Source organism: Nitratireductor sp. OM-1 (genome assembly GCF_003296175.1).
Classification (GTDB): domain Bacteria; phylum Pseudomonadota; class Alphaproteobacteria; order Rhizobiales; family Rhizobiaceae; genus Nitratireductor; species Nitratireductor aquimarinus.
The window spans coordinates 401561-416540 of record NZ_CP029209.1 but is presented as its reverse complement, the minus strand read 5'-3'; the positions used below and the strand labels follow the sequence as shown (position 1 = coordinate 416540).

The window sequence follows — 14980 nt, the reverse complement described above, 5'->3', positions numbered from 1 at the left end:
TCACCCATGACGAACCGGACGGACGAAGACAGCGCCAGCGCGGCAGAAGCGCCGTCAGGGCATGAAACACTGGCTGCCGGGATCGGCATGGCAGCCGCCGTGCTTTTCATCCTGTCGCCCTGGCTGGTCGACCGGTCCGGTCCGGATCCTTTCTACAAGGGTCCGCTGATCTTCCCGATGATCGTTCTGGCGGGAACGGCTCTCTCGGCCGTTCCCGCGATCCTGCGCCTGCTGTGCCACCGTGTCGGCCTGCCCTTCCATGTGGATGGGAATGGCTTCCCCGGACGCGCCGCGGCGCTGTTCGTTCTGATGTGCCTCTATCCGCTGGGCATTTCTGCAATTGGCCTTTCCGCCGCAACCTTTCTGGCTGTGCTCATCGGGCTCCTGATGGTCTATCGGCGTCCCTGGCAATCCGTCGCCATCGCCGCCATCATGACCCTGACCGTGCACCTCGCTTTCAAAACCTTTCTCGACATCTGGTTTCCAGCACCCTGGCTGTTTGAAATGATCGGGGCCTGAACTCATGGAATTTCTTGCACAGGGCTTCAGCCAGGCCTTCTCGTTCGCAAACATCGTTGCGCTGGTCATCGGCACCACGGTCGGCATCATCGTGGGCGTTCTGCCGGGGCTCGGCCCGATGGTGGGCATGGTGGTGCTCCTTCCCTTCACCTTTTCGCTGGAACCGTCCGTGGCGCTCTCGCTTCTGCTCGGCGTGTTCTGCGGCGGTTATTTCGGTGGCGCGGTTCCCGCAATCCTGTTGCGAACACCGGGCGTCCCCTCCTCCATCGTCACCGCCTTTGACGGGTTTCCGCTCACCGCGCGCGGTGAGGCGCAGACCGCGCTTTCCGCAGCACTCGTGGGTTCCCTCGGCGGCGGTCTCGTCAGCATCGTCATCCTCATCATGCTCGCGCCGCTCCTTTCGCATGTGGCCGCAAGCTTCGGGCCGCCGGAATACCTGGTCGCAGCGCTTTTCGGCGTCACCCTCGTCGTCGTGTCCTTCCGCGATCAACTGTCACGCGGCCTTCTTCTCCTTGGCGTCGGGCTTTTCCTGTCCACCATCGGCATTGACGGTCCGACACTGAGCGCGCGCTTCACCTTCGGCTTCTGGCCGATGCAGAACGGCTTCGATCTTGTCGCGCTGGTGCTTGGCATCTTCGGCATCGGCCAGTCTCTGCTGCTTCTCGAGCAGGGCATTCTCAAGACGGACCGGCTGGATCTCGGGCGCAACACACTCGATTTTTCGCGCATCATCGGAACGCTGCGATACTGGCGAACCCTTATCCGCTCCGGCGTTCTGGGAACCTTCATCGGCCTCCTGCCGGGGCCGGGTTCGGTGCTTGCCTCCTTCATCTCCTACGATGTGGCCAAGCGCCGTTCCAGCGACCCCGAAAGTTTCGGCAAGGGAAATCCGGAAGGGTGCGTGGCCTCGGAAGCCGGCAACAATGCCGTGCCCGCAGGCGCGCTGATCCCGCTTCTCACACTCGGCATTCCCGGTGAGGCGCTGAGCGCCGTGCTGCTCGGAATTTTCACGCTCAACGGCATCTATCCAGGGCCCCTGCTCCTCATCAAGGAGCCGGAGCTGATCTCGACGCTCTACTGGTCGATGCTGCTGATCAACGTCGTCGCATTTGCGATGCTCGCACTCCTGCTGCGCCCCTTCGCCATGATCGTCAAAGTGCCGCCCGCGATCCTCGCGGTCTGCGTGATCGCGGTCTCGCTGATCGGCATCTACGCAGTGAACAGCCGTCTGTTCGATTGCGGTGTGGCGCTTGCAGCCGGCGTGGTGGGCTATGTCCTGCTGCGTCTTGGCTGGCCGGTCGTCGCGCTCATCATGGGCATCGTCATGGGGCCGATCATCGAGGACCGGCTCCGCCAGACGCTGAGCCTGGGAGAAGGCAACCCGCTATTCGTCTTCGGCCGTCCGGTTTCGCTGACCATCATCGCGCTCGGCGTGGCGATCATCGTCCTTCCGATGATCATCAGAAAGTTGCGACGCGACGGCGCCGAAGATGAAGGCCGGGCCTCCTCGTGAACACCACTGAGGCCCTGCTGCCTGACGAATGGATTGCTATCAGTCGACTTTGGGCTGCCCCTTCCAAAGGGCCGAATAGCGCGGATCGAAGGTTCGGCTGATCGGCTCGACGGCCGCCCCCTGAGCAACCGACCACGGATCGGTCCTGCCAAGCTGGAGCCTTGGAACACTGCGCACCCGGTCCGCGACAATAGACGGCAGAAGCGGCTGCATTTCAACGATAAGCCTAGAGACGAGCGACTGGGGCGCGCCGCCGCAAAAGATGATCGTCTCGGGGTCGAAGAGGTTTTCCAGAAGCTGGATGCTGCGCCGCAGGTCTTCGGCAGCGCAGATGACCCATTTTTCCAGTGCGGGATCTCTCGCCTGCACCAGAGCATCCACACGCGCGTAAATATCGGGCAGTGCGGGATCGATCTGCAATGCGCTGTAGAGAGAGGCCAGCGAGGCGCTGTGCTCCAGCGTGGTCTCACCATCCACGCAAGGGGCGAGCGCCATGCCGATCTCACCCGCATTGCCATTCGCCCCACGGAAGATGTCACCGTTCAGGATAAGGCCCGTACCGATACCGAAGCCAAGAAACAGGCAGACGGCATTGTCCACAGCGTTGGCCGCTCCGACCATGCGCTCGGCAATAGCGGACGCCGCCGCATCGTTCTGGATCTCCGGTGCCAGTCCTGTTTTTTCAGCGAGTTTTTCGCGCAAGGGATAGGACTGCCAGGCCGACATCATCCACTTGTTGTGAGCATTGGCTGACACGCCGAACGGCCCCGGCATCGCGACACCCAGCCCGACGATACGCTGGTCCCAGTCCGGTGCGGAAGCGGCAAGTTTCTCGCGCAGGCCATCGATCAACTTGGAGATGATCTCGACGCCATCCTCGGGCGCTTCGCTGGAAATCGCCGCCTGCGCCCTGAATCTTGGCTGGCCGAGAAAATCCACCATCACGGCTCTGACCACATAGCGATCGATCTGCAGACCGACTGCAAATGCGCCTTCGGGAACAAGCTGATAGGGCGTGAAAGGCTGCCCCCGTCCACGCTTCACGGCGGGCAAAGCCTCGATGAAACCTTCATTGGCGAGCTGCTCGACAATGTTGGACACCGCCTGTTTCGTCAGCGACGTCGCCCTCGCCAGATCGGCGCGCGAGATCGGACCGTTGATGCGCAACGCATCAATGATCACGCGCCGGTTATGCGCGCTTGCCCCATCCTGGTTGGTTCCGGGCGTCGCCCGGATACTTCGAATCACGTCCATCAGATTTCCCATTGACAGCTCAGACAATAACGACAAATAATTAAGTCAAGGCAACTGATTTAATCGATCAGCAACACCGGACGTTCGAAGCCGGCGTCGCACAAAGCGACAGACAAGGAGGCCCCGGGCCCAAACCCCGGGGATTGGAACTGCAAATGGAGGAGACACAAATGCTGAAGATTACCCGCAGAACTCTGCTCGCGACCGCTCTGGTCGGCGCATGCTTCGTGCCGCAGGCCCATGCCGAGACCACGCTCAATGCCCTGTTCATGGCGCAGGCCGCTTACAGCGAGAGCGATGTGCGCGAGATGACGGAGCGCTTCACCGAAGCCAATCCCGACATCAAGGTGAACCTGGAATTCGTCCCCTATGAGGGCCTGCATGACAAGACCGTGCTCGCTCAGGGTTCCGGCGGCGGCTACGATATCGTTCTGTTCGACGTGATCTGGCCGGCCGAATACGCAACCAATGGCGTCCTTGTCGATGTCAGCGACCGCATCACCGGCGCGATGAAGGACGAGGTTCTTCCCGGCGCCTGGACCACGGTTCAGTATCAGGACAAGTACTACGGCATGCCGTGGATTCTGGACACGAAGTACCTCTTCTACAACAAGGAAATGCTCGAGAAGGCCGGCATCGCAAACCCGCCAACCACCTGGGACGAGCTGGCCGAGCAGGCTAAAATCCTGAAAGAGAAAGGCATCGTTGAGCACCCGATCGCATGGAGCTGGGCGCAGGCCGAAGCCGCGATCTGCGACTACACCACGCTGGTCAGCGCCTATGACGGCGCGTTTCTCGATGCAGAAGGCAAGCCTGCCTTCCAGAGCGGGGGCGGCCTGAGCGCGCTCGAATACATGGCAAACAGCTATGAGAGCGGCCTCACCAACCCCAACTCGAAGGAATTCCTGGAAGAGGACGTGCGCAACGTGTTCCAGAACGGCGAAGCCGCATTCGCCCTGAACTGGACCTATATGTACAACCTCGCCAACAGCTCCGAGGACAGCAAGGTTGCCGGCAAGGTCGGCGTTGTCGCCGCGCCGGGCATTGAGGGCAAAAGCGAGGTTTCCGCCGTGAACGGCTCCATGGGCCTCGGCATTCCGGCCACCAGCGAGAATGTCGACGAAGCATGGAAATACATCGTCTACATGACCTCGCAGGACGTTCAGGACAAATATGCGAAGGGGAGCCTGCCGATCTGGGCCTCGTCCTATGAAGACGAAGCCGTGACCAGCGGACAGGAAGAGCTTATCGCTGCTGCCGGCAAGGGTCTCGCCGCGATGTATCCGCGTCCCACGACGCCGCGCTATCAGGAACTCTCCGCTGCGCTTCAGCAGGCCATTCAGGAAACGCTGCTCGGTCAGTCTTCTGCGGAAGACGCCCTGCAGTCCGCTGTTGAGAACAGCGGCCTGTAAGCCACTCCGGGCCGGGCGGGGCCAAGCGCCCCGCCCCCCTTTCATGTATCTGAATATCTCGAACGCTGGAGGTGCACCGTGTCTGGCACCCGCCTGACCATGCGCGCGTGGCTTATGATGCTGCCGCTGCTGGTAGTCATGACCGCTATTGTCGGTTGGCCGCTTCTCGATACGCTGCGCCTGTCCTTCACCGATGCCCGGCTCGTGGGCACTGGCGGTGACTGGGTGGGGTTGGACAATTACGCCCGGATGCTCTCAAGCAGCCGGTTTCTCGACACGCTCTCCACGACCACCATTTTCGCCGTCGTTTCAGTGACGCTTGAAATGGTGCTCGGCGTGCTGACCGCGCTCCTGCTGAACCAGGCCTTCTATGGCCGCACACTGCTGCGCGCGCTGCTCATCCTGCCCTGGGCGCTGCCGACGGTGGTGAACGCCACGCTGTGGCGTCTGATCTACAATCCGCAATATGGCGCATTGAACGCGCTGGTTACCCAGCTCGGGCTTACCACCGACTACCAGTCCTGGCTCGGGCAACCGGCCTCCGCTCTGACCGCGCTCATCATCGCCGATGCCTGGAAGAATTTCCCGCTCGTTGCACTGATCGCCCTTGCCGCACTTCAGATGGTGCCGCGCGAGATCACCTCCGCCTCGCTGGTTGATGGCGCAGGTCCCTTCTCCCGGTTTCGCCATGTGACGCTGCCCTATCTGGTCGGACCGCTCATGGTCGCGCTCGTGCTGCGCACCATCGAGGCCTTCAAGGTGTTTGACATCATCTGGGTCATGACGCGCGGTGGACCGGCAAACAGCACGCGCACCCTGTCCATTCTCGTCTATCAGGAAGCCTTCTCGTTCCAGCGCGCGGGCTCAGGCGCCTCACTGGCGCTGATCATCGCGCTCCTCGTCACCGTTCTGGCAGGCGTCTACACCATGTTGATCCGCAAAGCGGCAGGGAGTTCGTCATAATGGAACACCGCAGCCTGCCCTTCACGCTCTTCATCTATGCGACCGCGCTTCTGCTCGCCGCCGTCATCCTCGCGCCCTTGTTCTGGCTCATGATCATGAGCGTATCGCCTGCCACGCAGCTCACTGCAAAGCCATTGCAGTGGTGGCCGGAAACCTTCGACTGGTCGCGCTATCAGTTTCTTCTTTCCACCGTTGAAAACAGCGCCGGCGCGGCCTTCGTCGCCTCCCTGTTCAACAGTCTGAAAGTCGCCACCATGGCCACCCTTGTGGCGCTGGCGGTTTCCGTTCCCGCCGCATGGGCCGTGTCGCGTACGCCAGCCGTCGGCTGGTCGCTTTCCATGGTCATCCTCACCTACATGCTGCCGCCCGTCGCGCTGTCTGTCCCCCTCTTCATGGGGCTTGCGAAACTGCAGCTTCTCAATTCGGTGTTCGGTCTGGCGCTCGTCTATCTCTCGATCCTTGCACCATTCACGACCTGGCTTCTCAAATCCGGCTTCGATGGCATCCCGCGCGAGCTTGAGGCGGCCGCCATGATGGATGGCGCAAACCTGTTTCAGACGCTGCGCATCATCACTCTGCCGCTCGCGACGCCCGTCATCGCCACTTCCGCGCTGTTCGCATTCCTTCTGGCATGGGACGAGTTCTTCTATGCACTGCTCTTCACATCCGATCTGCGCGCCAAGACCCTGACGGTCGCCATCGCGGATCTGGCGGGCGGACGTGTCTCCGATTACGGGTTGATCGCCACCGCCGGCGTACTCGCGGCCCTGCCGCCGGTCCTTATCGGTGCGCTTCTTCAGCGGGCGCTCATTTCCGGCCTCACCAGCGGGGGCGTGAAGGGATGAACAGGCAGCCACGCCCACAGGGCGCTCTCGCCATCGATGCCGAAATGGCGCGACAACACCCGGACGCCCGCGCCACATTCACGGCAAACCACAGCATGGCAATACACATCGCCGCTTCGCTCAAGAAGACCGGAAAGCTGTTGATGCTTGGCATGGGCGCATCGCACGCCGTGGCCAGAATGGTCGAACCGCTTTACCGGGAGGCGGGCATCGAGGCGCTGTCGCTTCCGCTATCGGAACAGCTCGGCCAGCCGCTGCCAATCGCCGGGCGCACCATCCTGCTTGCCTCGCAATCGGGTGAGAGTGCGGAAATACTCCGCTGGCTCGAAGAAAGCCCTGCCTGCGACAGCGATGTGTTCGGCCTCACCCTTGCAGAGAACTCCACGCTTGCCGCACATGCGCCTTCCATGGTCGGAGCCGGAGGCGTGGAAACCGCCTTCGCGGCCACCCGCAGCCTGACGGTCACGCTGGCCATGCACATGGCCGTTCTCGATGCGATGGGCGTTGTTGTCTCGGCAGCCCAGAACGTCCTGCAATCACCGCAAGCCGCGCCCGTTTCAGCGCTCGTGAATGCCTTCGATCAGGTGCAGTCCATCGTTGTTTCCGGTCGCACGCTGCAGGGCGCAGCCGAAGCGCTCGCGCTGGGGCTGACGGAACTCTCCCGCCTGCCCTGCTTCGCTCTCGAAGGCGGGCAATTGCGCCATGGTCCCATGGAAATGCTTGGCCCCGATGTTGGCGTCGTACTCTTCAAGACCGAAGACGCCACTGCTTCGCTTGTTGATCGCATGGCGCGCTCTGCTGCCGAGGCAGGCTCGCCTGTCATCCTGTTCGATGCGTCTTCAGCCCCTCTCCGGCATTCCGGCGTCACAGTGCTGTCGGCCGGAGCCCATTCCGGGCTCGCAGCGATCTTCGCGCTGCTGCCGCTCGCCCAGACATTCATGCTCGAATTCGCAGTCGCCCGGGTCAGCGACGCTGGAACACCCGTTCGCTCTTCGAAGATCACAAGGAGCGAGTAATGTTGCCGCTTGCAGTCATCGGCAATGTGAATGTCGACCTCATCCTTGGCCCCGCGCCCGCATGGCCTCAGGCCGGCACCGAAATCCTCGTCGACCATGATGAATTTCGGGTCGGCGGGTCGGCAGGCAACACGAGTCTCGCCTGGCAGGCGCTCAAGATCCCGCACCAGATATCCGCAACCGTCGGTTCCGACGACTATGGTGACTGGCTTCGCAAGTCATTCGGCCAGTTGGGCAAAGACTGGCCCACATGCGAGGGCAGCACGACACTTTCAGTCGGCATCACGCATCCCAACAATGAGCGCACCTTCTTCACCACACACGGGCACCTGCCCCACATGTCCATACAGGACGTGCTGGCAAGCCTCGACATGAAGGCGCTCAAGGGCGGGATCGCTCTCCTTTGTGGCTCTTTTCTTACCAACTGCCTCACCGACGACTACGCACATTTCTTCGAGATCGCGCAGAAAAACGGCATTCAGGTCGCGCTCGACACGGGCTGGCCGGTGGGCGGCTGGACTGCGGAAAACCGTGCGAGAGCCCGCCAGTGGCTGGGTGCCTGCGACTATATCCTGTCCAGCGAAAACGAGGTCGCCAGCCTCTCGGGCAAATCTGGGCAACACGATGCCGCGCGCAACGTGAAAGCCATGATGAAGCCCGACGCGACGCTGATCGTGAAGCTCGGGCCACTGGGCGCGCTCGGCCTCAGCGCCGAAGACGGGATCGTGAGGGTTCCAGCCCCCAGCGTTGAGGTGATCGACACCATCGGTGCGGGTGATGTCTTCAATGCAGGTTTTCTGGCCGCCTGCGCACAGCACGCGCCGCTGGAGCACTGCCTCGCAACTGGTGTGGCAATCGCTTCGCAGGCGATCTCCACCGCCCCCCGCCATTATGATTTTCAGCTTGAAACAGCCTTGAGGGAGACTTCGCCATGAGCGAACTCGAAATCGTCGACATCCGCAAGAATTACGGCAGTGTGGAGACCCTGAAGGGCATTGACATCAGCCTGGAGAGCGGTGATTTCCTTGTGCTTCTCGGCGCTTCGGGCTGCGGCAAATCCACCCTGCTCAACATGATTGCGGGACTTGCCGATCCGACTGCCGGCGACATACGCATCGAGGACCGCTCGGTTCTGGGCGTTGCGCCAAAGAACCGCGACATCGCGATGGTGTTCCAGTCCTATGCGCTTTATCCAAACCTGACCGTCGCGCGCAATATCGGGTTCGGTCTGGAAATGCGCGGTGTGGCGAAAGAAGAGCGCGCCGCCGCCGTTCAGGAGGCCGCGCGCCTGCTCAAGATCGAAAACCTGCTGGACCGGAAACCCGGTCAGCTTTCCGGTGGTCAGCGCCAGCGTGTCGCGATCGGGCGCGCGCTTGTCCGCAAGCCGAAAGTCTTCCTGTTCGATGAACCGCTTTCCAATCTGGACGCCAAGTTGCGCATGGAAATGCGCGCCGAATTGAAGCGGCTGCACGCCATGCTCAAGACCACGGTGGTCTATGTCACCCATGACCAGATCGAAGCCATGACGCTCGCAACCAAGGTTGCCCTGATGCGCAACGGCCGTGTCGAGCAGTTCGGAACTCCGGCGGAAATCTACAACACGCCCGCGACCAGATATGTCGCCGAGTTCGTCGGCTCACCGCCCATGAACATGCTTCCTGCCCGTGTTGCCGGGAACAGGGCAATTGTGGAAGGCACGGACACCGCCTTCGATCTTCCCGCAACATCTTCCGGCCTTCTGGAAGAAAACCAGCCCATTATCATCGGCATTCGCCCTGAAGCGCTTCATATGGCGGAAAATGCCGAGGAGGCCACCCTCGCGCCACGCACCGAAATTGCAGAGATGACAGGCCCGGAAGTGGTTGTCTCCGGCTTGCTTGGCGAACACAAGGTGGTCGCAACCCTGCCCCCCGCTCTCGAAACGCCGACGGGCGCGCTCCTACCTCTGAAGGTCGCGCCGGATGCGCTGCACATCTTCGATGCGGACGGGCGCAGGGTCGGGTGATCGTGTCGTTTTATGGCTCAGGAAACAGCCATTTCCACCACGGCGGCAGGATGCGGGAACACACCTCTCTTCAAACGTTCCCGATCACTGCTCATATAATGCCCTGAGAAGCTGTTCGCGCTTCTCCCTGAACATCCGTTGATAGGCCTCACGGCTTCTGCCCAGAAGCTCGGAGATTTCATCGCGGTGCGCCAAAACCAGATCAATTCGATCACTGATTGCAGAGGGATCATCTACGCGCGGCTCGACCAGAAATTCAGCCAGGCGCGAAGACACGCCGGAATACACATCACCAGCCGGCCCCACGATACAAGGCACACCCGAGGCCCAGCTCTCCAGAGCGATCATGGGAGAACACTCGGTATTGGTCCGATCATTCGTCGTTCTAATCCGTAAGAAATGATCAGAATTGGTAGGTGGTTTCCGAAATACAACCAGTGTGTATTGAGAGCGAATTCGGCATGACTGGTATCTGGGGCCCGGACGCTCGGACGAAAACTGGGGACTCAAGCAGGGGCGCTCACTACACCTGTGCGCTGACGGCATACCAATTGTTGACCACGGCGCTTGTTCCCACCGTTGCTATTGCCGGTGATGCTCTACCTTCAGGTGGAGATTTCACTGCCGACAATGGGACAATATCGGCAAGCGGTTCGCGTATGGATATAAGCCAGACGACTGAATCCGGCATCATTAACTGGAGTGATTTCTCCGCCGGATCGACGGTAACGTCACCGCGAACGGCAGTGTTTTCCTTATCAATCCGCCAGGCGTCGTCGTGGGCAACGGCGGCATGGTCGCAACGGGCGGCTCGTTCGTCGCCTCCACGCATGACGTCACGGATGCGGATTTCCTCAACGACGGCAGCCTGACCTTATCCGGCACAAGCGAGGCGGAAGTGGTGAATGCCGGCACGATCCGTTCGCAGTAGTTTGATATCGCCCTGATCGCCCGACGGGTCGAAAACAGCGGCAGACTGGAAGCGCCGAATGGCACCGCCGGGCTTGCTGCCGGCTACGAGGTCCTGTTGAAGGACGTCGCGGGTGCGGACGGGCTTTTGTCGGTGGCGCTCGGCGGCCCTGACACAGAAGCTGTCAACTCCGGCACCATTGCAGCCGCCAATGCCGAGATTCGCGCCAATGGCGGCAATGTCTACGCATTGGCCGGCAACACTGACAATGTCGTCAAGGCAACCGGCGTATCAACGTTCGGCGGCCGGATATTCCTCACCGCTGGCGGCAGAGTGATTATAGCGTCAACGCGCAGGTGCTGAACTCTCTGAACCTCCTGATCGCCTTACCATTCCACGCAGCGGCCATTTGCAGGTCCGGCGTTCTGCTGCAGATGTCCCGTCCCGAGCGGTGCACGATCCGTATCCGCAAGAGCCAAGGCCGCTTCGCCTACAACCCGGCCCTTCCGCCCAAGGAACCGTTCGAGACGGTCGCCGCCTGATATCCGGCCCTTGGCTCGATGCCTGCTGTCCTTTGGAACAAAAGCAGCAGGACCCGATTGTCTTGTCAAAAGCGGCATCAACGGCCGCCTGCACATGTTGCCATGGCGTTTCCAAAACCGGGAAACCCGGAAGACATTCCTGACCTGTCAGGAACGTGGCAAGCTCTGTCCGGATCGCATCAGGCCGCTTGATCGGGAGTATCCGCTATCTCTTGTATTCGCGAACTCGCGAGGGTTGCCAGAGACCTGGCCCTTGCCAGGCATTCCCTCGCCGCATGGAAGTAGCGGGGGTTGAGTTCAATCACGAACATTGCGTCCTTTGGGTATACGCACTGTGTCATCAGTTCTGCCCAAGGGATGTCTCCCCAACCGATAGGCAGATGCAGGTCCCCCAGCCCAAGCGCGAGTTGTTCGCTAAAGGTATAGGTCCACATGCCCTCCTGTCGCCCGAAACAGTCGTGGAGATGCAGATGACGCGTCTGAGGCGCGAGGGTCGCGCACTCGCTGACGAGATCGGATCTGCGATTTTCTGCGTCGAGCTTGAGATAGCTGTGTCCGAAATCAAGCGTGGCGCAGATATTCGGGTGTGCAATTGCCTCCAGTTCGGCGGCGAGCTGGCTGGGGCGCGGCGTGTGCTTCCACTCGTCATGTTCATACAGCGTTTCAACACAGATATGCAGATCACGCTCCCGAGCCAGATCTCCGGCGCGGAAGAGCCACTCTCTTTGCCGGTCATAGGCGTTCTGCCAGAGCGTTGGAGTGCTCTCCATGGTCATCCCGGCATGAAGAACATAGTGCTTAGCCCCCAGCTCGGCGGCGATGTCGAGTGAGGCTTCAAGCAACTGAAAATGCAACGGCAGACGATCGGGCGTGTCCATGAAGTTCAACGCAAGCGGTCCATGCACTGAATAAGGGAGATCACGGCCGCCGCAGATATCAAGCAAGGTCTTCATTTGCGATCGGCGGATCCTGCCGCCGACAATCAGGTCGAAATCAAACGCAGATAGTTCGACGAAGTCCACGCCCAGTTCCTGAAGCTCGTCCAGCTCCTTACCCAGATCAGAAAGGTCGCCGTCACGCGTGCGGCTCGACATGCCGACATTGAATTGATGTTTTTCCAATTTAGAGCCCCTGCTTTCAGGATGTGAGGTATCGCGTAGCGGACGTGGCGTCTCCCGCCCCTTATGCGCGCGCGAAGGTCTTTATGCGCTTGAGCTCCCACAGGACCGCGCCGAGAAGAGCCGCCAGCATCATGACCAGTCCAAGGGCGTTGATCACGGGTGTCAGCCCCGTGCGGACTTTCGTCGCGATGAAAACCGTAAGCGGTGTTTCCGTTCCCCGGACGAACAGCGTGGTGTTGTAATTCTCGAAGGACTGCAGGAAGGCGAGGCAACAGGCAGCCAGTATGGCAGGGCGCAAATACGGAAGCAGGATACGGCGCAACACCATCAGGCGCGACGCACCCAGACCGAGGGCCGCATCTTCCATAGTTCGGTCGAACCGCTGTAACTGGGCAGCGATCATCAGCATGACGAAGGAGCTGATGAAGCTTGCCTGCGCCAGAATGGTCAGGAAGTATCCCCCGTTCACACCAATCTGTCGCCAGAACAGGAGTGTGGAGATCCCGATCACGATTCCCGGAATGAGCATCGGCGACACCATCAGGCCGTAGATGAAACCGCGCGCACGCCCGTGCAGACTGTTGAGAACCAGTGCGGAGGCGATGCCAATCGGCAGCGAAACCAGTATGACGCCGCCAGCAATGATTCCGGAACTGATCAGGGCATCGCCGATTTCTCCGTCATGAAAGAGCGCCTGAAGCCATTTCAGGGTGGCTCCCTGCCAGGGGCTCACTGTCGGAAAGTTACTGTCGTTGAAGGCGGCACCCCCGAGAATCAGGAGCGGGCCAAGCAGGAACCCGGCAAAGGCGAGGAGATAGAGGCGCGATGCTACTTGGCCAAGCCGTGTGAGAATACGCCTGAGCACTCCCGTCTGCGCATGTATGGGCGAGACTGTCACGTCATTTGTCATTTGATTGCGCTCGTCAGGTTCACGCGGAACAAAGCCAGAAGCCCGAGAACCACTGTCAGACACATTGCCATCAGCGCCACGCCATAGGCAGCTCCGCGGTTCCAGTTGCCGATTTCAAAGAACCACTCGTAGACGAGCTGGGTGAACCAGCGGCTGCCCGGAGCGCCCAGCAGTGCGGGAGCCACATAGCTGCCGGCGGCCATCATGAAAACGAAGACACAGCCGGTTGCGATGCCGACCTTGGCGTGAGGCAGAACGATCCGCCAGTGGATGCGCCAGGTGGACGAGCCCAGATTGCGCGCGGCGTTGATCTGATCCCGGTCCAGTGTGCAAATGGCGTTGTAGATCGGAAAGAGCATGAACAGGATGTAGGCGTAGGCCATACCGGCCACGACGCCGCCATCGCCATACCAGCGCTGCGGCTCATCAAGCAATCCTAGCCACATCAGGGCAGCATTCAGCGGACCGGAAAAGGCGAGGATGATGTACCAGGCCAGCCCGCGGAGAACCTCGTTCATCAGATATGGGACCAGCATCAGCACCAGCATCAACCGCATCTGCCATTGCCGGGCCACATGCGCGAGCCAGTAGGCGATGGGGTAGCAAAGCAGAAGCGTTGTGAAGGTCACCAGCGCACTGGACCAGATCGTCTTGAAGAAGATCCAGCCATGGTTCGGATGGTTCAGGAGGTAGGCGAAGTTGTCCAGAACGTACACATCTTCCGGTCCGCCTCGCAGGGCCGGTGGCAGACGCGGGGTCAGGGAAGCGTTGACCATGTAGATACCGGGAACAAGCACCAGCCCAGCCAGCCAGAGCAGGACGAGGGCCAGAAAGATGCCACCCAATGTTATGCCGAAGCGCTGGAAGATCTCACTCATTGGGCAGAATGATCGCATCATGCGCAGAAAAACCGGCACGGAAGGAACTCCCGGGCGCAGGCGCGGCTGACAGGCTTTGCTGGGAAATTGTCAGAGAGACAGGGCGCCGTGAAAGGTTGCTGGCCAACACGGCATGGGCCGTTGCAAATGCGCCCTCGAAGTCATACCGCTCGATGGTCAGCGTTAGACCGTTATCGCGGACGCCGCCGCCGATGTGGATTGCCTCTGGACGCACGTAAAGCCGGGCCTGATCGCCCTTGCGCAGACCGGGCGTACTGCATCCTGCAAACGACCCTTCGGGGCATTCGAGAACAGCAGTCCCTCTTTCTATTTGCGAAACGCGACCCGAGAGCACATTCGCCTCTCCTACAAACTGGGCGACGAACTGTGTTTTCGGTCGGCTGTAAAGTTCGTGCGGGGTACCGACCTGCTGTAGCGTTCCGGCGTTCATGACGGCGACGCGGTCCGACATGGCCAGCGCCTCGGACTGATCGTGGGTGATGTAGAAGAAGGTAACGCCCGTGCTCTTCTGCAGAGAGCGTAGTTCTGCCCGCATATGCTGGCGCAGCTTCAGATCAAGGGCCGACAGAGGTTCATCGAGCAGAAGCACTTTGGGCTGAATGGCAAGGGCCCGCGCGATGGCGACCCGTTGACGCTGACCACCGGACAGTTCACCTGGCAGGCGTTCACCATGATCCGGCAAGGCAATCAGGTCGAGAAGCTCCTGTGCCCTGCGTCGGCGTTCCTTCTTTCCGATACCCCGTGCTTCCAGGCCGAAAGCGATGTTTTCCCAGACCGTCATGAACGGGAAAAGCGCAAGCGACTGGAATATCATCGCTGTCTCGCGCATGTTTTGCGGGACACCAGCCATGTCGTTGCCATTGATGAATATTCGTCCGGCCGTCGGCTTGAGAATGCCGGAGATCAGCCGCAGCAATGTCGTCTTGCCGCAACCGGACGGGCCCAAGATCGAGAAGAACTCACCCTGCTGGACATCGAGCGACAGCGGTTTGACGGCATGGGTGCCGCCGAACCGCATTTCGACATTCTGCATGCTGACGGCGCTTGCTGCTGGAGTGGACACCCCGGGCA

Annotated in this window: 16 protein-coding genes; 10 read left to right on the top strand and 6 right to left on the bottom strand. The window is 60.8% G+C overall.

What is annotated here, in order from left to right; translation table 11 throughout:
* The first annotated feature begins 6 nt into the window (after window positions 1-6).
* Window positions 7-519, top strand: coding sequence for a tripartite tricarboxylate transporter TctB family protein (locus DEJ54_RS21040; RefSeq protein WP_113156719.1), 513 nt, complete (start codon window positions 7-9; stop codon window positions 517-519).
* A gap of 4 nt (window positions 520-523) precedes the next feature.
* A complete protein-coding gene (locus DEJ54_RS21035) occupies window positions 524-2032 on the top strand; it encodes a tripartite tricarboxylate transporter permease (RefSeq protein ID WP_113156718.1) in 1509 nt (502 codons plus the stop codon).
* 39 nt (window positions 2033-2071) lie between these two features.
* On the opposite strand, the gene DEJ54_RS21030 is transcribed toward DEJ54_RS21035, so the two are convergent.
* The gene (locus DEJ54_RS21030) at window positions 2072-3286 is read right to left on the bottom strand and encodes an ROK family transcriptional regulator (protein ID WP_113156717.1); all 1215 of its coding nucleotides are present in this window, start codon (window positions 3284-3286) and stop codon (window positions 2072-2074) included.
* A gap of 170 nt (window positions 3287-3456) precedes the next feature.
* Between DEJ54_RS21030 and DEJ54_RS21025 the strand changes: the two genes are divergently transcribed.
* From DEJ54_RS21025 to DEJ54_RS21000, 6 genes are all read left to right on the top strand, one after another.
* On the top strand, window positions 3457-4698 hold the full coding sequence (locus DEJ54_RS21025) for an extracellular solute-binding protein (RefSeq protein WP_113156716.1): 1242 nt from the start codon (window positions 3457-3459) through the stop codon (window positions 4696-4698).
* Window positions 4699-4776: 78 nt separating this feature from the next.
* Window positions 4777-5661, top strand: coding sequence for a carbohydrate ABC transporter permease (locus tag DEJ54_RS21020; protein ID WP_113156715.1), 885 nt, complete (start codon window positions 4777-4779; stop codon window positions 5659-5661).
* Window positions 5661-6506 carry a carbohydrate ABC transporter permease gene (locus DEJ54_RS21015; RefSeq protein WP_113156714.1) on the top strand — a complete coding sequence of 282 codons (846 nt, stop codon included), beginning with the start codon at window positions 5661-5663 and terminating at the stop codon, window positions 6504-6506. The genes DEJ54_RS21020 and DEJ54_RS21015 overlap by 1 nt, the downstream gene beginning before the upstream one ends.
* On the top strand, window positions 6503-7522 hold the full coding sequence (locus DEJ54_RS21010; RefSeq protein WP_113156713.1) for an SIS domain-containing protein: 1020 nt from the start codon (window positions 6503-6505) through the stop codon (window positions 7520-7522). The genes DEJ54_RS21015 and DEJ54_RS21010 overlap by 4 nt, the downstream gene beginning before the upstream one ends.
* Window positions 7522-8457 (top strand): carbohydrate kinase family protein, encoded by a 936-nt coding sequence (locus DEJ54_RS21005; protein ID WP_113156712.1) that lies wholly within the window; start codon window positions 7522-7524, stop codon window positions 8455-8457. The genes DEJ54_RS21010 and DEJ54_RS21005 overlap by 1 nt, the downstream gene beginning before the upstream one ends.
* Window positions 8454-9527, top strand: coding sequence for an ABC transporter ATP-binding protein (locus DEJ54_RS21000; RefSeq protein WP_113156711.1), 1074 nt, complete (start codon window positions 8454-8456; stop codon window positions 9525-9527). The genes DEJ54_RS21005 and DEJ54_RS21000 overlap by 4 nt, the downstream gene beginning before the upstream one ends.
* Window positions 9528-9611: 84 nt before the next feature.
* Here DEJ54_RS21000 and DEJ54_RS20995 read toward each other — a convergent pair whose 3' ends face one another.
* Window positions 9612-9875, bottom strand: a complete 264-nt coding sequence (locus DEJ54_RS20995) for a glycosyltransferase (protein WP_162742421.1) — start codon at window positions 9873-9875, stop codon at window positions 9612-9614.
* A gap of 370 nt (window positions 9876-10245) precedes the next feature.
* On the opposite strand from DEJ54_RS20995, the gene DEJ54_RS23785 reads away from it, so the two are divergent.
* The gene (locus tag DEJ54_RS23785; protein ID WP_113156709.1) at window positions 10246-10458 is read left to right on the top strand and encodes a filamentous hemagglutinin N-terminal domain-containing protein; all 213 of its coding nucleotides are present in this window, start codon (window positions 10246-10248) and stop codon (window positions 10456-10458) included.
* A gap of 96 nt (window positions 10459-10554) precedes the next feature.
* Window positions 10555-10800: a hypothetical protein gene (locus DEJ54_RS20985; RefSeq protein ID WP_162742420.1), complete on the top strand. Its 246-nt coding sequence runs from the start codon at window positions 10555-10557 to the stop codon at window positions 10798-10800.
* 358 nt (window positions 10801-11158) lie between these two features.
* Here the strand turns inward: DEJ54_RS20985 and DEJ54_RS20975 are convergent, their stop codons facing one another.
* From DEJ54_RS20975 to DEJ54_RS20960, 4 genes are all read right to left on the bottom strand, one after another.
* Window positions 11159-12100: a sugar phosphate isomerase/epimerase gene (locus tag DEJ54_RS20975; RefSeq protein WP_162742419.1), complete on the bottom strand. Its 942-nt coding sequence runs from the start codon at window positions 12098-12100 to the stop codon at window positions 11159-11161.
* A 61-nt stretch (window positions 12101-12161) separates the two neighbouring features.
* Complete coding sequence (locus DEJ54_RS20970; RefSeq protein WP_245447857.1) at window positions 12162-12965, bottom strand: ABC transporter permease; 804 nt, start codon at window positions 12963-12965, stop codon at window positions 12162-12164.
* Window positions 12966-13006: 41 nt separating this feature from the next.
* Window positions 13007-13888 (bottom strand): ABC transporter permease, encoded by an 882-nt coding sequence (locus DEJ54_RS20965; RefSeq protein WP_113156704.1) that lies wholly within the window; start codon window positions 13886-13888, stop codon window positions 13007-13009.
* Window positions 13881-14942 (bottom strand): ABC transporter ATP-binding protein, encoded by a 1062-nt coding sequence (locus DEJ54_RS20960; RefSeq protein ID WP_245447856.1) that lies wholly within the window; start codon window positions 14940-14942, stop codon window positions 13881-13883. Before DEJ54_RS20960 ends, DEJ54_RS20965 begins: the two co-directional genes overlap by 8 nt.
* Window positions 14943-14980: the final 38 nt, after the last annotated feature.